Origin of the sequence: Synechococcus sp. OH20 (assembly GCF_047502685.1) — a bacterium.
Lineage (GTDB): Bacteria > Cyanobacteriota > Cyanobacteriia > Thermostichales > Thermostichaceae > Thermostichus.
This window is the reverse complement of sequence record NZ_JANSIQ010000037.1, coordinates 144218-164323: the sequence shown is the minus strand read 5'-3', so window position 1 is coordinate 164323 and position 20106 is coordinate 144218. Positions and strand designations below refer to the sequence as shown.

The 20106-nt window shown below is 60.5% G+C and carries 18 protein-coding genes; 13 read left to right on the top strand and 5 right to left on the bottom strand.

The window, feature by feature from the left end:
- Nucleotides 1-35 precede the first annotated feature (35 nt).
- From NW826_RS08815 to NW826_RS08805, 3 genes are all read left to right on the top strand, one after another.
- A complete protein-coding gene (locus NW826_RS08815) occupies nucleotides 36-2786 on the top strand; it encodes a cation-translocating P-type ATPase (protein ID WP_414509930.1) in 2751 nt (916 codons plus the stop codon).
- A gap of 153 nt (nucleotides 2787-2939) precedes the next feature.
- Nucleotides 2940-6848: a PAS domain S-box protein gene (locus NW826_RS08810; RefSeq protein ID WP_414509923.1), complete on the top strand. Its 3909-nt coding sequence runs from the start codon at nucleotides 2940-2942 to the stop codon at nucleotides 6846-6848.
- 10 nt (nucleotides 6849-6858) lie between these two features.
- Entirely contained in the window at nucleotides 6859-8064 is a 1206-nt protein-coding gene (locus NW826_RS08805; protein ID WP_414509922.1) for a response regulator, read from the top strand.
- Here the strand turns inward: NW826_RS08805 and NW826_RS08800 are convergent, their stop codons facing one another.
- A complete protein-coding gene (locus NW826_RS08800) occupies nucleotides 8065-8421 on the bottom strand; it encodes a HesB/IscA family protein (protein ID WP_414333417.1) in 357 nt (118 codons plus the stop codon).
- Between the two features lie 141 nt (nucleotides 8422-8562).
- Here NW826_RS08800 and rnz point away from each other — a divergent pair, with 141 nt between their 5' ends.
- The 5 genes from rnz to dusB all read left to right on the top strand — a co-directional run bounded on the left by rnz (nucleotide 8563) and on the right by dusB (nucleotide 12076).
- Nucleotides 8563-9519, top strand: coding sequence for a ribonuclease Z (gene rnz, locus NW826_RS08795; RefSeq protein WP_414348666.1), 957 nt, complete (start codon nucleotides 8563-8565; stop codon nucleotides 9517-9519).
- Nucleotides 9520-9566: 47 nt separating this feature from the next.
- Nucleotides 9567-10439 (top strand): RDD family protein, encoded by an 873-nt coding sequence (locus tag NW826_RS08790; protein WP_414509921.1) that lies wholly within the window; start codon nucleotides 9567-9569, stop codon nucleotides 10437-10439.
- 90 nt (nucleotides 10440-10529) lie between these two features.
- Nucleotides 10530-10724, top strand: a complete 195-nt coding sequence (rpmG, locus tag NW826_RS08785) for a 50S ribosomal protein L33 (protein ID WP_011430486.1) — start codon at nucleotides 10530-10532, stop codon at nucleotides 10722-10724.
- Nucleotides 10725-10753: 29 nt separating this feature from the next.
- A complete protein-coding gene (gene rpsR, locus NW826_RS08780) occupies nucleotides 10754-10969 on the top strand; it encodes a 30S ribosomal protein S18 (protein ID WP_414333413.1) in 216 nt (71 codons plus the stop codon).
- Between the two features lie 27 nt (nucleotides 10970-10996).
- On the top strand, nucleotides 10997-12076 hold the full coding sequence (dusB, locus tag NW826_RS08775; protein ID WP_414509920.1) for a tRNA dihydrouridine synthase DusB: 1080 nt from the start codon (nucleotides 10997-10999) through the stop codon (nucleotides 12074-12076).
- A 59-nt stretch (nucleotides 12077-12135) separates the two neighbouring features.
- Here dusB and leuB read toward each other — a convergent pair whose 3' ends face one another.
- The 3 genes from leuB to petB all read right to left on the bottom strand — a co-directional run bounded on the left by leuB (nucleotide 12136) and on the right by petB (nucleotide 14674).
- Nucleotides 12136-13245 (bottom strand): 3-isopropylmalate dehydrogenase, encoded by a 1110-nt coding sequence (gene leuB / locus NW826_RS08770; RefSeq protein ID WP_414333409.1) that lies wholly within the window; start codon nucleotides 13243-13245, stop codon nucleotides 12136-12138.
- Between the two features lie 191 nt (nucleotides 13246-13436).
- Entirely contained in the window at nucleotides 13437-13949 is a 513-nt protein-coding gene (petD, locus tag NW826_RS08765; RefSeq protein WP_414333407.1) for a cytochrome b6-f complex subunit IV, read from the bottom strand.
- A 77-nt stretch (nucleotides 13950-14026) separates the two neighbouring features.
- Nucleotides 14027-14674: a cytochrome b6 gene (petB, locus tag NW826_RS08760; protein ID WP_414509919.1), complete on the bottom strand. Its 648-nt coding sequence runs from the start codon at nucleotides 14672-14674 to the stop codon at nucleotides 14027-14029.
- Nucleotides 14675-14862: 188 nt separating this feature from the next.
- Here petB and NW826_RS08755 point away from each other — a divergent pair, with 188 nt between their 5' ends.
- The 4 genes from NW826_RS08755 to NW826_RS08740 all read left to right on the top strand — a co-directional run bounded on the left by NW826_RS08755 (nucleotide 14863) and on the right by NW826_RS08740 (nucleotide 18991).
- Nucleotides 14863-16164, top strand: coding sequence for a S41 family peptidase (locus NW826_RS08755; RefSeq protein WP_414333403.1), 1302 nt, complete (start codon nucleotides 14863-14865; stop codon nucleotides 16162-16164).
- A 164-nt stretch (nucleotides 16165-16328) separates the two neighbouring features.
- Complete coding sequence (locus NW826_RS08750; protein ID WP_414333401.1) at nucleotides 16329-16883, top strand: phycobiliprotein lyase; 555 nt, start codon at nucleotides 16329-16331, stop codon at nucleotides 16881-16883.
- 16 nt (nucleotides 16884-16899) lie between these two features.
- A complete protein-coding gene (locus NW826_RS08745; protein ID WP_414333399.1) occupies nucleotides 16900-17412 on the top strand; it encodes a tetratricopeptide repeat protein in 513 nt (170 codons plus the stop codon).
- A gap of 232 nt (nucleotides 17413-17644) precedes the next feature.
- Nucleotides 17645-18991, top strand: a complete 1347-nt coding sequence (locus NW826_RS08740) for a hypothetical protein (RefSeq protein ID WP_414348657.1) — start codon at nucleotides 17645-17647, stop codon at nucleotides 18989-18991.
- A 3-nt stretch (nucleotides 18992-18994) separates the two neighbouring features.
- On the opposite strand, the gene NW826_RS08735 is transcribed toward NW826_RS08740, so the two are convergent.
- Nucleotides 18995-19312, bottom strand: a complete 318-nt coding sequence (locus tag NW826_RS08735) for a DUF3067 family protein (RefSeq protein ID WP_414333396.1) — start codon at nucleotides 19310-19312, stop codon at nucleotides 18995-18997.
- A 153-nt stretch (nucleotides 19313-19465) separates the two neighbouring features.
- Here NW826_RS08735 and NW826_RS08730 point away from each other — a divergent pair, with 153 nt between their 5' ends.
- Nucleotides 19466-19984 (top strand): cytochrome b6-f complex iron-sulfur subunit, encoded by a 519-nt coding sequence (locus NW826_RS08730; RefSeq protein ID WP_414333394.1) that lies wholly within the window; start codon nucleotides 19466-19468, stop codon nucleotides 19982-19984.
- Nucleotides 19985-20106 lie beyond the last annotated feature (122 nt).

Below are 20106 nucleotides of genomic sequence, written 5' to 3'. Positions count from 1 at the left end.
TGTCAAAATTCGGCAAGAACCCTCGAGTGGTCGCGATGATCCCACCGGCTGGATCCCCTCTTTCTTCGGTTTCTGCCTGGCATAGCCTCCCCCTTGCCGCCGCCATCCAGAAGTTGCACACCGATCCCGATCGTGGCCTCACCGCTCAGCAAGTGATCCAGAGGCAGCGGGAATTCGGCCCCAACGAGCTGATCTCCACCTCTGGCCGCAGCGCCTGGCAGCTCTTTCTCGACCAATTCCGCAACGTTATGCTGCTGATGCTGATCGCCGTGGCGGCGATCTCAGCGACTCTGGACTTGCAGGAAGGCGAGTTCCCCAAAGATGCTCTGGCCATTCTGTTGATCGTCGGCCTCAATGGTCTGCTGGGCTACTTGCAAGAAAGCCGGGCGGAAAAAGCGCTGGCGGCCCTAAAAAAGCTGGCCTCCCCCAGCGTGCGGGTGCAGCGGGACGGGCTGTGGCAGGAGATCCCCGCCAGCCAGTTGGTGCCAGGGGATCGGGTGCTGCTGGAAGCGGGGGTGCAGATCCCAGCCGATGGGCGCTTGGCGGAAGCGGTGAACCTACAGGTGCGAGAGGCGGCCCTGACCGGAGAGGCGGTACCGGTCACCAAGCAGGCTGATTGTGTCCTCCCCGAAGACACAGAGCTGGGCGAGCGGCGCAACATGGCCTTTATGGGCACCGAGGTGCTGCAGGGGCGAGGGATCCTCTTGGTTACTGCCACCGGCATGAACACGGAGCTGGGCAAGGTGGCCAGGCTGCTGCAGACGGTGGAAAACGAGCCCACTCCCCTGCAGCGGCGCATGAGCCAGTTGGGTAATGTGCTGGTGTCGGGATCCCTGGCCTTGGTGGCGCTGGTGGTGATCGTGGGGCTGCTCCAGGCCGGGAGCATGGCGCCTTTCACCGCGCTGCTGGAAACTTCCCTCAGCATGGCCGTGGCGGTGGTGCCGGAGGGGCTGCCGGCTGTAATCACGGTTACCTTGGCCATCGGCACCCAGCGCATGGTGCGCCGCAACGCCTTGATCCGCCGCCTGCCGGCCGTAGAGACCCTGGGATCCGTCACCACCATCTGCTCCGACAAGACCGGCACCCTCACCGAAAACAAGATGGTGGTTACCGACATCCTCACCCCCGAGCGCCACTACCAGGTCAGCGGCAGCGGTTACATTCCCAAGGGATCCTTCTACTGCGGCGGCCAGCCCATCGATCCCCAGCGTGCCCCCGATTTGCAGGCCTTTCTCAGGGCGGTGGTCTTCTGCAACGATGCCCTGTTGCAAGCCAATCTCTCAGCCCAGCGCGGCGCTGCCCCCACCTGGTCGATCCTGGGGGATCCCACCGAGGCCGCCCTGCTGGTGGCTGCCGCCAAGGCCAACCTGCAGAAGGCCTCTTTGCAAGAGCAGCACCCGCGGGTGCAGGAGATCCCTTTTAGCTCGGAACGCAAGCGCATGAGCGTGGTGGTGCAAGAGGAGGGCAGCTACCGCGTCTACGTTAAGGGATCCGCCGAGCTGGTGTTGGAGCAGTGCACCTATATCCAGAAAAGCGGAACTTGGCAGATGCTCTCAGAAGCCGATCGCCAGGCCATTTTGGGCGCCAACAACCGCTTGGCAGCTCAGGGCATCCGGGTTTTGGGGGTGGCCACTCAGCAGTTGCAGCGGATCCCGGAGAACCTGGAGGAGATCGAGCGCAACCTGGTGTGGCTGGGCCTAGTGGGCATGTACGATCCACCGCGGCCCGAAGCGCGGGAAGCGGTGGCCCGCTGTCGCCAGGCCGGGATCCGCACCCTGATGATTACCGGCGATCACCAACTCACCGCCATCGCTATTGCCCGCGAGCTGGGCATCCTCGACTCCGAGAACCAGGCCATTGATGGGCGCACCCTCTCCCGGCTCAGCTTTGAGGAGCTGATGGAGAAGGTGCAGAGGGTCAACGTCTACGCCCGCGTGGCTCCCGAACACAAGCTGCGCATCGTGCAGGCCCTGCAAAAGCAAAACCAGTTTGTGGCCATGACCGGCGATGGCGTCAACGACGCCCCTGCCCTGCGCCAAGCGGATATCGGCATTGCCATGGGCATCACCGGTACCGATGTCAGCAAAGAGGCCAGCGACATGGTGCTGCTGGACGACAACTTTGCCACCATCGTGGCGGCCATTGAAGAAGGGCGGGTGGTCTACAGCAACATCCGCCGCTTCGTGAAATACATCCTGGGTAGCAACATCGGCGAGGTGTTGACCGTGGCTGCTGCACCCCTTCTGGGCCTAGAGGACGTGCCGCTGACGCCCCTACAGATCCTGTGGATGAACTTGGTAACCGACGGCTTGCCTGCTCTGGCTTTGGCAATGGAGCCGGCGGAGCCGGGGGTGATGCAGCGCCCCCCCTTCAACCCCAAAGAAAGCATCTTTGCCCAAGGGCTCGGCGCCTACATGGTGCGCATTGGCGTCGTCTTTGGCTTGGCGACGATCCTCATGATGGCGATTGTGGAAGCCTACATCGTTCACTGGCGCACGATGGTCTTCACCACCCTGTGTATTGCCCAGATGGGCCATGCGCTGGCGGTTCGCTCTAATGACAAGCTGACCATCGAGCTCAACCCCTTTTCCAACCCCTACCTGCTGGGGGCGGTGTTGACCACTTTGCTGCTGCAGTTGGCCCTGCTCTATGTGCCCTTCCTACGCGACTTTTTCGGGACAGAAGAACTGACCCTCACTGAGCTGCTCATTTGCGTCGGCTTTAGCACAGTAGTGATGGTCTGGGTAGATCTGGAAAAACTCTACCGCCGCTGGCGCCCCCGTTAACCGGCTAGCTTCCATGGTTTCCTCCTTTGCCAAAAGCTTTTTCCCAGGGCAGGGTAGGGCAGCTTTTTTCCGCAACTTAACTGAGCGATTCTGCGGAAACCAGAAGATAAGCTGGAAGCAGCCGCCACCAGAAAAGAGCTGGGGATAGAGATAATGCTGCCGGGCTGGGCCAGCTTTATGCTTGGGGGGATTGTTTTGGTTCTCGGAGCACTTCTAGGGCTTGGCTGGCTCCGGCGGCGGATCCCTCTCTTTAAGAGAGTTTTCAAGCTCATTTTCAAGGGATCGCTGCCAACTTCCAGCCCAGAGGCCCGTTTCCGCGCAGCGCTGGAAGCCAGCTTAGATGCCATCTATCTCTTGGAGGCGGTGCGGGATCCTTTTACCGGCGAGATTGCGGATTTTGTCTTTGTAGATGTCAACGCCAAGGGGGAGGAGCTGATTTCCCGCCGCCGGGAGGAGATCCTCGGCCAAAGGCTGTGCGAGCTGCTGCCCATCAACCGCACGGCTGGCTTTTTTGAAAAATACAAGCGGGTGGTGGAAACCCGCATCCCCCTGGAAGAGGAGTTTCCCATCTCCGGCCAGCCGGGCTTGCGGGCCCGTTGGCTCCACCACCAGGTGGTGCCGGTGGGGGACGGGATCCTGATCACCAGCCGCAACATCACAGAGCAGGTCGATCGGGAGCAGGCACTGCGGGAAAGCGAGTCCCGCTACCGCGCCCTCTACGAGGCAATCCCGGATATGGTTTTGGAGATCGCTGCCGACGGTCGCATCCTCGACTGCAAGCCGCCCCGCTACTTCGCCACTCTGCGCCCCCCCGAGGACTACATTGGCCGTCGGCTCCAGGAGATTTTGCCTGCTGCGTTGAGGGAGCAATGCGAGGTTCTGGGAAGGCGGGCTCTGGCCAACCAGAGCGTCGAATACCTGGAGTACGAGATCGAGCTGCCAGGCGGGGTGCGGCAGTATCGCAGGGCCTGTATCGTTGCCCACGGCAGCGAGAAGCTCTACGTCTTGGTGCGGGACATCACAGAGCGCAAGCAGGCCGAGCTGGAGCTCAAAGCTGCCGAGGAAAGGCAAAGAGCTATTTTGGCGGCCATCCCGGATCTCATCTTTCACCTCGATAGCCAGGGCGTTTGCCTGGGAGTGAGCTGTGGGGGGGAGGTGCGGCCCTACGGCTTGCCAGAAACTTACCTGGGGCGCTCACCCCACGAACTCCTGCCCCCAGACCTGGCGGAGCGGCGGCTTGCCTATATTCGCCAAGCCCTGGCCACCCAAACCCTGCAGCGCTACGAGCAAAGCCTGGAAATCGATGGCGAGGTGCGCCACGAGGAGGTGCGCATTGCCCCTCTGAATGCGCAGGAAGTGGTGCTCATCATTCGCGACATCACGGAGCGGGTGCAGGCACAGCAAGCCCTGCAAGAGAGCGAGCAGAAGTTCCGCGCCCTGTTTGAAAATGCTGCCGTGGCCATCCTCATTCGCCATGCCGAAACGGGCGAGATCTTGGAGGCTAATCCGCGCGCCCTTGCCGCCTATGGATTTTCTAGCCTGGAGGAGCTGCGGGCCTTCGACGTTTTGGAGCAGTCCCCCTATCGCCAGGCCCTGCAGGGAAGGGGGTTCTCGCTGCAGCCTCACCTGGAGCAGGCCCGCCAGCAGGGATCTGCCCGCTTTGAGTGGCACTGGCAACGGCGGGATGGCCGGGAGTTTTGGGAAGACGTCTTCGTCCAGCCGCTGGTGCTGCGCGGGATCCCTTGCTGGGTGTTTACCGCCGTCGATATCACCGCCCGCAAGCAGGCCGAAGCAGAGCTGGAGCAATTCTTCTCGGTAGCTTTGGACTTGCTCTGCATTGCCGACGAGCAGGGGTATTTTCGCCGCCTCAACCCTGCTTGGGAGACTGTTCTGGGCCGTTCCCTCGAGGAGCTGCAGCAGCACTCCTTTTGGGAATGGGTGCACCCGGAAGATCTGCTGGCCACGCAGAAGGCGATGCAAAAGCTGCTGCAAGAAGGACGCCTGGATGGCTTAGTCAACCGCTACCGCACCCAAGACGGCAGCTACCGCTTTATCGAGTGGCGCGCCTCTCTGGCGGGATCCCTGGCCTACGCTGCCGGGCGGGACATCACCCTGGCCAAGCAGACGGAAGAGCAGATGAAGGCGGCTATGGAAGCTGCCGAGGCGGCCAACCGCGCCAAGAGCGAATTCTTGGCCACCATGAGCCACGAGATCCGCACGCCCATCAACGCCATCATGGGCATGGCCAGCCTGTTGCTGGATACCCCCCTGGATCCGCAGCAGCGGGATTGGGTGCAGACCATCCGCTACGGCAGCGAGGTGCTGCTCAGCCTCATCAACGACATTTTGGATTTCTCCAAGATCGAGTCTCAGAAATTGGAGCTGGAAGAAACGCCCTTTTCCCTGCCCCAGCTCATGGAGGAGCTCTTGGATCTCATGGCCGCCCAAGCCCAGAGCAAAGATCTGGAGCTGGTGGCCTGGGTGGATCCCAGCTTGCCAGCCAGCCTGGTGGGGGATCCCAACCGCCTGCGCCAGATCCTGGCCAATCTCCTCAGCAACGCCATCAAGTTCACCCCGCAGGGAGAAGTGGTGGTAAGCGTCGAGGCCCAGGAGCAGTGGGTGAGCTTCCAGGTGCAAGACACCGGCATCGGCATCCCGCCGGAAAAGCAGGATCGCCTCTTCAAGCCTTTCAGCCAGGTGGACAGCTCCATTAGCCGCCGCTACGGCGGCACGGGCTTGGGCTTGGCCATCAGCCAGCGCCTCTGTCAACTGATGGGCGGAGAGATCTGGGTGCAAAGCCAGCCGGGCCAGGGATCCACCTTTGGTTTCCGTGTCCCGCTGCGTGTTCCGGATCCGGCCCTCTTGGCAGCCCCAGCCCTCGATGCTGCTCTAGCCGGCAAGCGGGTTTTGTTGGTGGAAGACAACGCCAGCCAACGGCAGCTCCTGGCTCGCCTGCTCCAGGCCTGGGGGATGCAGGTAACGGCCTGCAGCTTTGCAGCAGAAGCCCAAGCCCTGGCCAAGGCCCAGACTTTTGAGCTGGCCCTGGTGGATACCAGCCTGCCTGACGGCGATGGACTGGCCCTGGCCAAGGCTCTGCAGCAGGAGCAGCCCCCCCTGAGGCCTTTGCTGCTGGTGGCCCGCAGCGCGGCTCTGGCAAGTTCTGGCTCTTTTCCTGCCCTGAGCAAGCCAGTCAAGGCCTCGCAACTGCGGGCTCTGCTTTGCCAGGAAAAAGTGCCTGCCGTTACTTCCAACTTGGAACCCCAGCTTCCTTTGGCCAGCCGCTGCCCGTTGCACATCTTGGTAGCCGAGGACAACCCCGTCAACCAAAAAGTCATCCGCCTAATGCTGGAGCGGCTGGGCTATCAGCCGGACATCGTGGCCAACGGCCTGGAAGCTCTGCAGGCGCTGCAACTGCGCGCCTACGACCTGGTCTTGATGGATCTGCACATGCCGGAGCTGGACGGCCTGGCCGCCACCCGCCGCATCCGCAGCGAACTTCCCCCAGATCGCCAGCCACGCATCCTTGCCCTCACCGCCGATGCTTTCCTGGAAAGCCGTGCTGCTGCCGAGGCCGCCGGCGTCGACGGCTACCTGACCAAGCCCCTGCAGCCGGCTGTGCTGGAGCGCGCTTTGCAGGAAATCTCTTCTTCTTGCACGGAAGAAAAACCGGAGCCAGCCTTGGATCCCGACACCCTGGCCAGCCTACGCAGCATGCTGGGATCCCCCGAAGACTGGCAGGAGATGGTGCAAACCTACCAGCAAGACAGCCAGGCCCTGCTGGGATCCCTGCGCCAGGCTCTGGAGCGGCAAGATGCCCAAACCGTGGCCCAACTGGCCCACCGCCTCAAGGGCAGCAGCAGCACCCTGGGGGCCAAGTCGCTAGCTCAGATGTGTCAGGAGCTGGAGAACCTCTCTCGCCACCCCTCTCCCGCTTTTGTAAACTGGGATACCCTGAAGCAGGCCTTGCAACGGTTGGAAGCCGAGTACCAGCGAGTTACCCTGGAGTTATCGGCTGCCGCGTCTGGGCCTTCTCCTGTTGCCAGTACCCATGCAGAAGCTTAATGCCAATCCTGTGGCAGATCTCCTCCCCCGACAGGGAGAGGGCTCCTCTGGGGCCGAGGAAAAGCCGCTGCTGCTGATTGCCGACGATGATCCCAGCCAGCGGCTTTTGGCTCGCTATGCCCTGGAGCGGGAAGGCTACCAAGTTGTGGAAGCGGACAGCGGCTTGGCTTGTCTAGAAGTCATAAGCCGCCATCAGCCGGACATGGTGCTCCTGGATGCGGTGATGCCGGATCTGGATGGGTTTGAGTGCTGCCGTCGCCTCCACGCCCAAAACCCCGACATGCCGATTTTAATCCTCACAGCTTTGGCAGACGAAGCCTTTGTCAGTGAGGCCTTTGCCGCCGGTGCCAGCGACTACATCCCCAAGCCCATCCACTGGTCGGTTTTGAAGCGGCGCCTGCGCCACTTGCTGCAAGCCAACCAGGCCCAGCGCCGTCTGCAGCAGCTTAACCAGGAACTGGAAGCCAAGGTGCAGGAGCGCACCGCCCAACTGGCCTGCCAGGTGGCAGATCTGGAGCAGCTCAACCGCCTCAAAGACCACTTTCTGGCCACGGTCTCCCACGAGCTGCGCACGCCTTTGACCAAGATCAAGCTAGCCCTGGAACTCCTGGGCCGCATCCCCCTCAACGAGAAGCAGCGGCAATACCGGGACATTGCCCTGCAGGAGTGCGAGGCCGAAATCCAGCTCATCAACCGCCTATTGGATCTGCAGGGCCTGGAAGGGAAAGACCTGGGCTCTGCCGTTGCAGCTATTGACCTGCCCCACCTCTGGCACAGCTTGATCGAGTCGGCGCAGCAATGCACCCAGGCCCGCTCCCTCACGCTGCAGGTGGGGGATCTGCCCCCCTCCCCCTGGCGGTTTTACAGCCATCCGCAGCTCCTGACCCAGATCCTCAAAGAACTGCTGGACAATGCCTGCAAGTTTACCCAGCCAGGTGGCACGATCCGTATAGGGGTTCAGCCAATCCCTGGAGGGGTTGAGTTTAAGATCGGCAACAGCGCTCAGATCGAGCCGGAACATCTGCCCCGCCTCTTCGAGCGCTTCTACCGCGTGCCCACTGCAGATCCCTGGGCCCAGCCAGGTAGCGGCCTGGGGTTGGCTTTGGTGAAGCAGTGGGTGGAGCATCTCAAGGGCCACGTTCGAGTCAGCAGCGAGGACGGGTGGACGTGTTTTGTACTCCGCCTGCCTAGCCTAGAGTCGTCCGGCAGGATGTGATCAATGGCCGACGGCAGCGGCAGTTTCGGCGGTGGCAAAGGAAGTGCCGCAGCCACAGCTAGCCACCGCGTTGGGGTTCTTGAATTTGAAACCGCCCCCCAACAGATCCTCGGAAAAGTCGACGGTGAGGCCCTGGATCAAAGTCATGCTCAAGGGATCCACTGCCACCCGAATATCGCCAAAGTCAAAGGTATGGTCATCAGGGTTGGCCTGGGGCTCGAAGTTCATCACGTAAGAGAGGCCAGAGCAGCCGCTGGGCTTGACCCCCAGCCGCAGGATGGGCTGGGATCCCTCTTTCTCGTACTTGCTGCGCAGGCGTTTTAGCTCTTGGATGGCGCTCTCGGTCAAGGTGATCATGGCGGGAAAGCTGACACTTACTTTTCATCCTAACAAGGGTTTTGGGCCGTCTTTTCCCTGCGCGCGGCAGGAACAGTTGATAAGCTAGGGATCCCATTCCTTCAACTTTACCGTTCTGCCCTTGTGACGGATCCCAACGCCATTCGTGTTACCTTCTTGGGCACCAGCTCCGGCATGCCCACCCGCCAGCGCAATGTCTCTGGCGTGGCGGTGCAGTTTCCGCAGCGGTCGGAATGGTGGCTGTTTGATTGTGGCGAGGGCACCCAACACCAACTGTTGCGGCTAGACGAGCTGCGCCCCAGCCAGTTGCGCCGCATTTTCATCACCCACATGCACGGGGATCACATCTACGGCCTGCCGGGGCTGTTGGCCTCCTGTGGCCTGGGCAGTACCCCCCAACACATCGACATCTACGGCCCCCCCGGCCTGGAAGAGTACCTGAAGGCGGTGCTGCGCTACAGCGAGACGCGGATCCCCTATTCCTTCCGGGTTCACACCGTAGAAACAGGTCTCATTCTTCAGGATCCAGAATATTGGGTTTTTTGCGCGCCCCTGGATCACCGAGTGCCCGCCTTCGGCTACCGCGTGGTGGAACAGGATCGGCCAGGCACTTTCGACGTGGCCAAGGCCCAGGCAGACGGGATCCCACCTGGCCCCCTCTACGGCCAACTCAAGGCCGGGCAATCCATCTTCTGGCAGGGCCGCCACTTCCACGGGCGAGATTATGTGGGGGATCCCATCCCAGGGCGCAAGCTCTCCTACTGCACCGACACCATCTTCTGCCGCAACGCCGTCGATCTCTCCCGTGCTGCTGACCTGGTCATCCACGAGGCCACCTACGCCGAAGCGGATCGCGAACTGGCCCAGCGCGCCAAGCACTCCACTGCCGCCATGGCTGCGCGGGTGGCCGCCGAAGCCAAGGCCCAGACCCTCATCCTCACCCACTTCAGTCCCCGCTACACCCCCGAAGCTCCCATCACCCTAGAAGACTTGCTGGCGGAAGCTCAAGCGATTTTTCCCAACACAATCCTGGCCCGGGATCGGATGACCTACGCGATCCCGCGCCGCAGCCCTGCTCCCCTGCCGGTGGGGGTCTAGACCCGCCTTGCTAGCTAGAATGATAGGACTGACAGCCTCAACCTGCGATGACGGATCCCAGACCCTATCCTGAACGGCCTCCATTTCCAGAGCGGCCCAAAACCGAGCAACTGGATCAAAACGCCAGCGAGTGGCAAGCTTTCAGCGCCTTGCCCCCGGCAACCTCCTTGCCTCCTGTACAAGCAGAGCGACCGGCTTCCCAAGCAGCCAGCTCGCCCCAGGCCGAGGAAAACCTGCCCAAACTGGCCCCCTGGGGCAAACGGATCGGGGCCTTTGCCCTGGATTTTGGGCTGGGGCTGGGGGTCTCCTACCTGGCGCAGGGCTTGGCTTCTCTGGTGGGAGCCGATGCGGGCGCCGTGGACATGACCGGCTACATCGCCTTCTTCGCCACCTGGCTGGTGAACCGCGGCTACTTCCAATCCCGCCCCGCTGGCCAAAGCCTTGGCAAATGGCTGCTGAACCTCAAAACCTTGGATCCCGAAACCGAGGCACCGCCCCACCTGGTTCGCTCCCTGGCCCGCGAGGGGGTGCTCTCCCTATTTGTGCTCACGGAAGCCCTGCTGGTGCCCCTGGCGGCCGATGGGCTGTTCGCCTTCTTCGACAAGGAAAAACGCCAGAGCATCCACGACCGCGCCGGGCGCACCCTGGTGGTGGAATCGGAGCAGGGCTACCACCTGGATGAAAAAGCCCTGCGGTTGCTGCAGGACATCCTGGAGGGGGACGCCGCCGAGGACGTCAAGTCCGCTGCTCGCGAGCTGTTGCGCCAAGCCCAACGCAACGAGGCAGTGCGCGATCTTTCCCAGCAGATGCAGCGCCTGAGCAAGGACGTGGATCGGAACACCCGCAGCCTAAGACAGCAAACCGGCAAGCAAGTCAAAAACTGGGTTGATTCCGTCAAAGAAAAGTTGGATAATTGGTGATCGCGCTTACGAGGTGAACCCATCTCCAGCCTCAACCCCTGGGGTTGGGGTTTCCCAAGTGCTTTTACTTCCTCCACCTTGGGATCCGTCATGGCCAAAGCAAAGGGTGCTCGCATCATCATTACCCTGGAGTGTACGGAGTGCCGCACCAACGTCAATAAGCGTTCTCCAGGGGTGAACCGCTACACCACCACCAAAAATCGCCGTAACACCACGGCCCGCTTGGAGCTGAAGAAATTCTGCCCCAAGTGCAACCGCCACACCGTCCATAAAGAGATCAAGTAGTTCAAGCCGCTTTACCGTTCCCCTGACCTATGGTTTACGCTCGTCGCCGCCTGTCTCCCATCAAGCCGGGAGAGCCGATCAAATACACCGATGTTGAGCTGCTCAAGAAATTTGTAACCGAGCGAGGCAAGATCCTGCCCCGCCGCATCACCGGCCTGACCGCCAAGCAGCAGCGGGAGCTGTCCGCCGCCATCAAACGGGCGCGCATCATGGGCCTACTTTACTTTGTCAATAAAGAAGGATAAGTTGCTGGTTGCTTTCTCCGGATCCCGATGAGCCTGCAGCTTTCGCCGCAATTGCAAGCTCGAATGGCCCAACCCCTTGAGATTGGCGGGGTGAAGATTTTTAGTCGCGTCTTTCAGGCGCCCCTGTCGGGAGTGACAGACAAAGTGTTTCGGGGGCTGGTACGCCGCTTTGCCCCGCAAAGCCTGGTCTACACCGAAATGGTGAACGCGACGGGGTTGCACTATGCCCGCGAGCTACCCCGCATTATGGAAGTGGGGGAGGGGGAGCAGCCCATCGGCATTCAGTTGTTCGACTGCCGACCCCACTTTTTGGCGGAAGCAGCCCGTATGGCGGTGGATGAGGGGGCGACCTTGGTAGATATCAACATGGGCTGCCCTGTGAACAAGATCACCAAAAACGGCGGCGGCTCTGCCCTGCTGCGGGAGCCGGACACGGCAGCCCGGATTGTGGAAGCGGTGGCCAAAGCCGTGCCCGTACCTGTTACAGTGAAAACTCGCCTGGGTTGGTCGGATCAGGAGATCAACATTCTGGATTTTGCCCACCGGCTGCAGGAGGCCGGAGCGCAATTGCTGACTTTGCATGGCCGGACACGGGCTCAGGGGTTCAACGGCAAAGCCCGTTGGGATTGGATTCGCCGTGTCAAAGAGCATCTGCGCATTCCGGTAATTGCCAATGGGGATATTTTCTCACCAGCGGCGGCGGTAAAGTGTCTGGAGGAAACCGGCGCCGACGGCGTGATGTGCTCCCGCGGCACCATGGGCTATCCCTTCCTGGTGGGGGAAATCGATTACTTCCTGAAAACCGGCCAAGAAAGACCAGCTCCTACCTCCCTGGAGCGGATTCAAATGGCTTTAGAACACTTGCGGGGCCTCTGGGAGTGTAAGGGGGAACGTGGCATCCGACAGGCCCGCAAGCACATGACTTGGTACATCAAAGATTTTGTGGGGGCTTCTCAATTCCGCGCCCTTCTCTGTCGCATCGAAACCTTGCAAGAAGGGGAAACCCTGCTTTTGCAAGCTATGGAGCGCTGCCAAGAAACAACCTCTCGACCGGAAGAGGCGCTTGAAACGACTGAGGGGATCGACCTTCTTCCTGAGGCGGGTTAGGCGTAGCTCCCCTCTCCTTTTGGGGGAGGGGGTAAAGCATCTCAATCTTGCTTGCAAGGCTACGACGCCTGCTGCTGGGACAGAGCTGCCACCAGTTTGTCTCCCATTTCCCGGCAACCCACTAAGGTTGTTCCCTCGGAATAGATATCTGGGGTGCGGTAACCCTGTGCCAAAACGGCCTCTACCGCCTGTTCGATGCGGTCGGCAGCTTGCGGCTGTTCCAGGGAGTAACGCAGCAGCAGAGCGCCGGAGAGCACCTGGGCAATGGGGTTGGCTTTGTCTTGTCCGGCAATATCGGGAGCCGACCCGTGTACCGGCTCGTACACCCCAGGGCCGGAGGATCCCAAGGAGGCCGAGGGCAGCATACCAATAGAGCCGGTCAGCATTGCCGCCTCGTCGGACAGGATATCGCCGAAGAGATTGCCGGTGAGGATGACGTCGAACTGCTTGGGCCAGCGCACCAACTGCATAGCAGCATTGTCGATGTAGAGGTGGGAAAGTTCCACGTCGGGGTACTCAGCCGCCATGGCATTGACCCGCTCCCGCCACAGTTGCGATACCTCCAGGACATTGGCCTTGTCCACCGAGCAGAGCTTGCGCCGCCGCTTGCGCGCCAGTTCGAAGGCCACACGAGCGATGCGATCGACCTCGGCCTCGCTGTAGACCATGGTGTTCACGCCGCGCCGGGATCCCTTGGCATCTGTGAAGATCCCTTTGGGTTGACCAAAGTAGATGCCCCCTGTTAGCTCGCGTACCACCACCAGGTCGATCCCCGCGATAACCTCCGGCTTCAGGGAAGAGGCCGCCACCAGTTGGGGGAAGACTTTCACCGGGCGCAAGTTGGCAAAGAGCCCCAGGCCGGCCCGCAAGCCCAACAAAGCCCGTTCTGGGCGTTTCTCAGGAGGCAGGGTGTCGTACTTAAAGTCGCCAACCGCTGCCAGATAGACGGCGTCGCTCTCCTGGGCCATTTTCAGGGTTTCTGGCGGCAAGGGATCCCCCGTTTCCTCATAGGCCGCCCCGCCGATCAGACCCTCCTGCCACTGAATGGAAAACCCCATCTGGGCAGCAACCGCATCCAAGACAGCCCGCCCCACCCGCATGATTTCTGGGCCAATCCCATCGCCGGCTAGGGCCGTGATCCGATAGGTTCGAGCAGTTGCGGCGCTCATGAGCAGTCAAGCTGAAGACAATGGCGTAGAAATACTACCATTTCGGCGGGCTCAGCCATCCCTTGGCACACAGGTTTGTGGAGAACTCCCCCAAAAAGCTCTCTCCAGGGATGATATAAGGTGCAGCCTGGCCACTGACCTGCTGCACCCTATGACAATAATAATGATGAGCAAACCCTCAAGCTAAAGCTCTAGAACAAGCCCAAGGTGACCCACTTATCCAAGGGCAAAGTGGCACCGATACCCAGGTAGAGGGTAACCAAGGTGCCGATCAAAAACACCGTCGTCGCCACCGGGCGGCGCAGCGGATTTTGGAACTTGTTGACGTTTTCGATGAAGGGCACAAACAAAAGACCGACAGGAATAGCAGACATCAGAGCAATCCCCAACAACTTGTTGGGAGCAATACGCAAAATGTGAAAAGCGGGGTAGAGATACCATTCCGGCAGAATTTCCAGCGGTGTGGCAAAGGGATCCGCCGGCTCGCCCACCCCTGCGGGATCCATGACCGCCAGGCCGACGATTAGACCGATGGTACCCAGGATCACCACCGGAAACATAAAAAGCAAATCGTTGGGCCAAGCAGGCTCACCATAGGTCATATGGCCCATGTTTTTCTTCAGCTTGGCTACAACCTTGGGGTTGTCTAGGTCAACTTTGCGGGTAATGGCCTCAGTCGCTATGACCTGCTTTGAGATAGCCATGAGAGTTCTCCTTGCAAAAATCCTGAAAACCAGAAGCTAAAGGGTCACCGTTTGCGGAGCCAAGAGACAAACTTTGCTCACAAAGGCCCAGAAATCCCTTGGCGGCGGATCATCAGAAAGTGCATGGTCATGAAGACCGCAGCCAGCCAGGGTAACACAAAAGTATGCAAGCTGTAGAAGCGAGTCAGAGTCGCTTGGCCGACAGCTTCGCCGCCACGGATAAGCTGCACCAACAAGTCACCCACCACCGGAATCGCACTGGGCACACCGGAGACGATCTTGACTGCCCAGTAGCCCACCTGATCCCAGGGCAGGGAGTAGCCGGTAACGCCAAAAGAAACTGTCAGCACCGCCAAGATCACACCGGTCACCCAGGTCAGCTCGCGAGGCTTCTTGAACCCTCCTGTCAGATAAACCCGGAAGGTGTGTAGGATCATCATCAACACCATCATGGAGGCGCTCCAGCGATGGATGGAGCGCAGCAGCCAGCCGAAGTTGACCTGGGTCATGATGTAGTTGACCGACTCAAAGGCCTCGGCCACCGTCGGACGGTAGTAAAAAGTCATGGCGAAGCCGGTGGCAAACTGAATGAGGAAGCACACCAGCGTGATGCCGCCAAGGCAGTAGAAGATGTTAACGTGGGGCGGAATGAATTTCCCGGTTGCGTCATCGACGAAAGGCGTAATCTCCAGCCGCTCGTCTAGCCAGTCGTAAACTTTGCTCATGATGCCTGCAGTTTTTGAAAAGTGGATCTTGAGGGCAGGGCAGGCCTGCTCCACTCAGCAATCTAACACAATTCTTTAACACCATCCTGACGCAAGGCTCAGCTTTGGGAGCCAGATCTCGATCCCGACAGGCCAGACGACTTTTCAATGCTGTGTTTTGTTCACATTTCTTAACTTTTTTAGGATAGATGGTTGTGCAGAAGCTGAGACACACAGGGCTCCATCGGAGATGGTGGGGGATCCGAGCAAGGTTGGCCTGGGGCATCCGCATTGTTCTGCTGGGGTGTTTGCTCTGGGCGAGTTTGGGCATGGATGCCTGTCCAGTTCAGGCCAGTCGCTGGGGAGAAGAGCAGCAACTGCTGGCGCAGGCCTGGGCCTATGTGGATCGAGCCTATGTAGATCCGGGGTTTAACGGGCAAAACTGGTGGCAGGTGCGGCAACGGTTTCTCTCCCGGCCCCTGAAGGATCGGCAAGAGACCTACCGCGCTATTGAGGAGATGTTGGCGACGCTGGGGGATCCTTTTACCCGCTTTCTGGACAAAGAGCACTACCTTAGCTTGCAGACCTCTACAGCCGGGGAGCTGAGCGGTGTCGGTTTGCAGATCGCCATCGACGAGCAGGGCTCGGTGCGGGTAATTGCGCCTATGGAAGGCACTCCTGCCGAGCAGGCCGGGATTCAACCTCAGGACGAGATTTTGGCCGTGGATGGGGTGCCGGTGGCAGGGCTGAGCTTAGACGAAGTGGCCGAACGGCTGCGGGGGCGCAGCGGCACGCCGGTTACTCTGAAGCTGAAGCGGCAGGATCGCGTTTGGGAGGTGGAGCTGGTGCGCCAGTCGATCACCATCAACCCCGTGCGCACCCGTTTTTTTGAGCTGCCTCAGGGAACGGTGGCCTACATTCGCCTCAGCCAGTTCAACGGCAATGCTGCCGCTCAGGTTCGTCAAGCCATTCGGGCCGCTGAAGCTCAGGGGGTGCGGGGCTACATTCTCGACTTGCGCAACAACCCAGGGGGACTCTTACAGGCGGCCATCGAGATCGCCCGCTTCTGGATCCCCAAGGGCGACATCGTGCTGGTGACGGATCGCCACGGCATTCAAGACAGCATTCCCGCCACCGGCGAGGTGCTCACAGAGGCGCCGCTGGTGGTCTTGGTGAACCAGGGCAGCGCCAGTGCCAGTGAAGTGTTGGCCGGGGCACTTCAGGACAGTGGGCGAGCCCGACTGGTGGGAACGCGCACCTTTGGCAAGGGGCTGATCCAATCCCTGCTGGAGCTGGCAGATGGCTCTGGGCTGGCGGTGACGACGGCCAAGTACCTCACCCCCAGCGGCCATAACATCCATCACCAGGGGATCCAGCCGGATGTGGTGGTGGGGGAGGGATCCGTTCCCCTAACGGCAGAAACCCTAGCCGGGCCGGAGGACATCCAGCTTCAGCGAGCCCTGGAGCTGTTGGGGCAGCCCCAGGGGATCCCGGTGGCACAAGGCCGCTAGGAGGGGATTGCGTTCCAGGTCTCCACCCTGTGGAGATCTCAATCTTTGGCATTCGGGATGGGGACTCCTGTTTGTTTTCGATTCGTTTTAGGATCGGGAGCAGAGTTGCCTGGGCCACTTCTCGGCTCCGGCGTCGATCTCTGACTTTGTCCGCTCCCGCCTGCATGAACGCCATCCAACAATTCCACCACTTTTTCAACTGCTGCATCGGGGCTTGGCGCACCGAGCGCACCTACCATTACCTAGACCGTGGCGAGGTGGAGCGCTCCCGCACCGAGTTCACCATTCGCACCCTCACCCCTGAGCTGAAGCACAAGGTGCTGGCCGACAACAACTACCCCAACCACAACGTGGATGGTTTTTTGGGCTTTCACTTGGCTTTTGAGACGGTTTCCGAAACGGGGGAGGAGGCCGGGCAAGAGCTGAACATGCTGTTTGTCCCTCGGCAAGAAACCTCCCTGGGTCTGGAGGGAGACTATCTGCGGGATCGGGCCTATGAGGAAGATCGCCCGATGGTGGCGGTTTTCCGGTTCGATCCTGGATCCCTGCAACTGGTGATGACCACCACCTACACGCGCGTGGTTGCCGTAGATACCATCACCCTACTCAATCCTCGTCTGCGCCTGCGGCAGATCCTCACCTACCGACGCCCCCCTCAAGGTCAGCCTTTGCAGGAGCTGTTGCTGGTGGGGTTTGGAGTAGAACAGAAGCTGACCTAGCCTGCGGAGCCCGAAGATGGCCCTTCCCGAAAACCTGGGATTGACCCAGCACCTGGCCCTGATCCAGTCGAAGTTCGAACGAGGAGACTATCGGCAGGCGCTGGAACAGATAAAGCAGGCCCAAAGCCGCTACCCACAGTCGGGCAAGCTACGGCTCTGGCAGGCCCTGGCCCAAGAAGCCCTTGGCGAAACGCAGGAGGCCATCCGGTTGGCCCAAACCCTGCTGCGCAACCCGGATCCAGAAGTTGCCCAGCAGGCTCGCTATGTTTTGGGCATCTGGCAAGCTCCCCGTCTGCGGCGTCCGGCGGAGTGGTTGAGCGAAATTCCCGATCTCAGCCGGCTCGAGGAAGCTGACCCCCCGGCGTACCGCTTGGACTATGGGCAATCTCAGCGCAAGGGCTCTTCCCCCAAATCTGGCGATTCCCTTGATCCTCGCGAAGCCGCTCCCCCGTTGGATACAAAGCCGCTCACCTGGGCGTTAATCGGGATCCTCTCTGCCCTGCTGGCCGTGATGGCCTGGCTGCCCTAGATGGGGGTACATAAGACTCCCCCAAGCTTAGGTTGCGGCAGGTCGGCAAGCTGTGGAGAAAACAGCAGGGCACCTCATGGGGATCCCAGTTAAAAGCTGGCGGGAGGAACAACGACCCTCGCCGCCGCGGAGTTGAGGGGAGATACTGGAAATAGATCGATGCGGGAGCGGATCGGGGTCAAGGGTTCCGATAGGCTCCCCGGCGCGTCTCGGCGAAAAGCGGAGGTTAAGAGTGGCTACCCAAACATTGGTGATGGACGCAGTAGAACAGTTGGGCCTGCGGGTCACTCTGGGAGATATTGCCTCCAGCACGGGCCTATCTTTACACGAGGCCAAACAAGAGCTGCTGAATTTGGCCCAAAAGGCGGAGGGGCATCTGCAAGTTTCCCGGCAGGGGGAGATCGCCTACGTTTTCCCGCCTGATTTTCGCAGCATTCTCAAGCGCAAAGAGCAGCAGGATCGGCTTGCCGCCCTGCGTCGCAAGCTGTGGGGGGGCTTTCTCTATGGGCTGCGCATCTCCTTTGGCATCCTGCTGGTGGTGTCGATTGTTTTGATCGTTTTGGCCTTGATTGCTCTGCAGATGGCCAGTAGCCGCGAGGAGGACAATCGCAGCCGGTCGCGGGGGATAGGGTTTTACTACTTTCCCAACCTTTGGGTTGGCAACCCCTTCTGGGATCCCTATCCCTACTACTACAGGGACTATTCCGGTCGGGCGCGCCCCCGCCAGGAACAAGCAGAGATGAACTTTTTGGAGGCGGTGTACAGCTTCCTGTTTGGGGATGGGGATCCCAATGCCAACCTAGAGGAGGAGCGCTATGCCCTCATCGGCCAACTGATTCGCGCCAATGGAGGGGTGATCACAGCAGAGCAGGTGTTGCCCTATCTGGATGTGGAGCCGGGATCCCCGGCCCTGGAGTATGAAGACTACATGCTGCCGATTTTGCTCAAGTTCGACGGTCAGCCGGAGGTGAGCGACGACGGGGATATCGTCTACCGCTTCCCGGAGCTGCAGGTGGCCGCCTCAGAGCGCCAGCCCAAGGGGATCCCTGAAGTGTTGCAAGAGAAACCCTGGGTGTTTAGCCGGGCTACACCTGGTCAACTGACCCTGGCGGGGGGATTGGGGGTGCTCAATTTCTTTCTGGCCGCCATTCTCTACGGAGCGCGGGAAGAGGTGGCCGCCGCCGCCGGCAGCAACGCCTTTTTGGCGTTTATCTACCCGCTGATTGGATTCCTCTTCCTCTACGGCACGCTGTTTTTGGCCGTGCCTGCCGTTCGCTGGCTGGCCTTGCAAATTCGCAATCAAGGGGTGGAGCGGCGCAATCGCATCCGGCAGCTTTGGCGAGAGCAACTGAAGCGTCCCACAGAGGCGCTGCTGCGCAAACTCAACTTTGCCCGCCGCTTCCGCCGTCAGGAAGTTGTGTCCGAGTCCGACACCATTTACTCGACCGACCGAGATCTGATCGAGCAGCGGGACTACCGTCTGGACGAGCCGGCATTCCGCACGCTGCTGGAACTGGAATCAGAAGCTCAGGAGGATCGCCCCGAAACCAAACCAGTGCGCAAGCAGCGTCCCCTCTAGGATTTACAGCAACCACTCGGAGGCCCGCTCCCCCACCTTTTGCAAATCTAGAGGAATGGCCACCGCTTTGCCCATGCGAGGCCTCTGACGGGTGGCTTCGATTTCGCGGCGCACGGTTTCCCACACCCCCCAAGCCTGTAAATGGGCCATCACCTTCTCCAAGTGGGCCAGGTACTCGGCCTCGCTCAAGGGAAAAGAGGGCTGCTCCAGGTAGCGCCACATCACCAGCAACACCACCTTTTGCTGGATACGCCGCAACTGCACGTCGTAGGAGCAGCCCCACTTGTCTTGCAGCAAAGCTTGAAAGTCGGATCCCGTCATCGCACTGGCTTGAGACTGGCTTCAATGTTGCCGGGTAGGCTGAAGGCCTTGGGTTCACCGTTGCATTTCTTAACGATATTGGCCAGAGGGGTCGGTTAGGATGGTGTCGCTTGTCAACGAACGTTAAAACTTCTCAGGTCTGCATTTGCCATTATGACGGAAGCGGTTAGCAACTTTGAAGCCCCCCCCATGAGCCGGCGGGTTTTTCTGAATGCCCTGCTCAGTGGCTCGGTGGGAGTGGTGGTGGTGGGCGCCCTCTACCCAGTGGTGAAGTATTTTATTCCGCCCTCGTCCGGGGGAGGGGGTGAGGGCCTCATCGCTCAGGACGCCCTCGGCAAGCCCATCAGCGTCAGTGAACTGTTGGCCACCCATGCCGCCACGGATCGGGTGCTGGCCCAAGGCTTAAAGGGGGATCCCACCTATATCGTGATCGACAACGGGGCGGTGGCCAATTACGGCCTCAATGCTGTTTGCACCCACCTCGGCTGTGTGGTGCCCTGGAATGTGGGAGAAAACTTGTTTAAGTGCCCTTGCCACGGATCCCAGTACGCGGCCAACGGCAAGGTGATCCGGGGGCCGGCTCCCCGCTCGCTGGAGCTGGTGAGCGCCACAGTGGATGGCGACAACGTTCGCTTCAGCCCCTGGCAAGGCCCCGATTTCCGCGAGGCCTAGCTGAAGGAGCAAGGGATCCCGACAGCTCTACGGCGGCAATTGGGTTCAACTGTTAACTGAGGTTAACTGAATTCCCGGTCGTGCCAGCGGGATGGAGTCCTTTTAAAACGGTGAGTCAGGAT

Bases quoted from the DNA above. Each gene is read 5' to 3' on its own strand.
- NW826_RS08815 (WP_414509930.1), top strand. From the start codon at position 36: ATGATCCCACCGGCTGGATCCCCTCTTTCTTCGGTTTCTGCCTGGCAT.
- NW826_RS08810 (WP_414509923.1), top strand. From the start codon at position 2,940: ATGCTGCCGGGCTGGGCCAGCTTTATGCTTGGGGGGATTGTTTTGGTT.
- NW826_RS08800 (WP_414333417.1), bottom strand. From the start codon at position 8,421: ATGATCACCTTGACCGAGAGCGCCATCCAAGAGCTAAAACGCCTGCGC.
- NW826_RS08790 (WP_414509921.1), top strand. From the start codon at position 9,567: ATGACGGATCCCAGACCCTATCCTGAACGGCCTCCATTTCCAGAGCGG.
- rpmG (WP_011430486.1), top strand. From the start codon at position 10,530: ATGGCCAAAGCAAAGGGTGCTCGCATCATCATTACCCTGGAGTGTACG.
- rpsR (WP_414333413.1), top strand. From the start codon at position 10,754: ATGGTTTACGCTCGTCGCCGCCTGTCTCCCATCAAGCCGGGAGAGCCG.
- dusB (WP_414509920.1), top strand. From the start codon at position 10,997: ATGAGCCTGCAGCTTTCGCCGCAATTGCAAGCTCGAATGGCCCAACCC.
- leuB (WP_414333409.1), bottom strand. From the start codon at position 13,245: ATGAGCGCCGCAACTGCTCGAACCTATCGGATCACGGCCCTAGCCGGC.
- petD (WP_414333407.1), bottom strand. From the start codon at position 13,949: ATGGCTATCTCAAAGCAGGTCATAGCGACTGAGGCCATTACCCGCAAA.
- petB (WP_414509919.1), bottom strand. From the start codon at position 14,674: ATGAGCAAAGTTTACGACTGGCTAGACGAGCGGCTGGAGATTACGCCT.
- NW826_RS08755 (WP_414333403.1), top strand. From the start codon at position 14,863: ATGGTTGTGCAGAAGCTGAGACACACAGGGCTCCATCGGAGATGGTGG.
- NW826_RS08750 (WP_414333401.1), top strand. From the start codon at position 16,329: ATGAACGCCATCCAACAATTCCACCACTTTTTCAACTGCTGCATCGGG.
- NW826_RS08745 (WP_414333399.1), top strand. From the start codon at position 16,900: ATGGCCCTTCCCGAAAACCTGGGATTGACCCAGCACCTGGCCCTGATC.
- NW826_RS08735 (WP_414333396.1), bottom strand. From the start codon at position 19,312: ATGACGGGATCCGACTTTCAAGCTTTGCTGCAAGACAAGTGGGGCTGC.
- NW826_RS08730 (WP_414333394.1), top strand. From the start codon at position 19,466: ATGACGGAAGCGGTTAGCAACTTTGAAGCCCCCCCCATGAGCCGGCGG.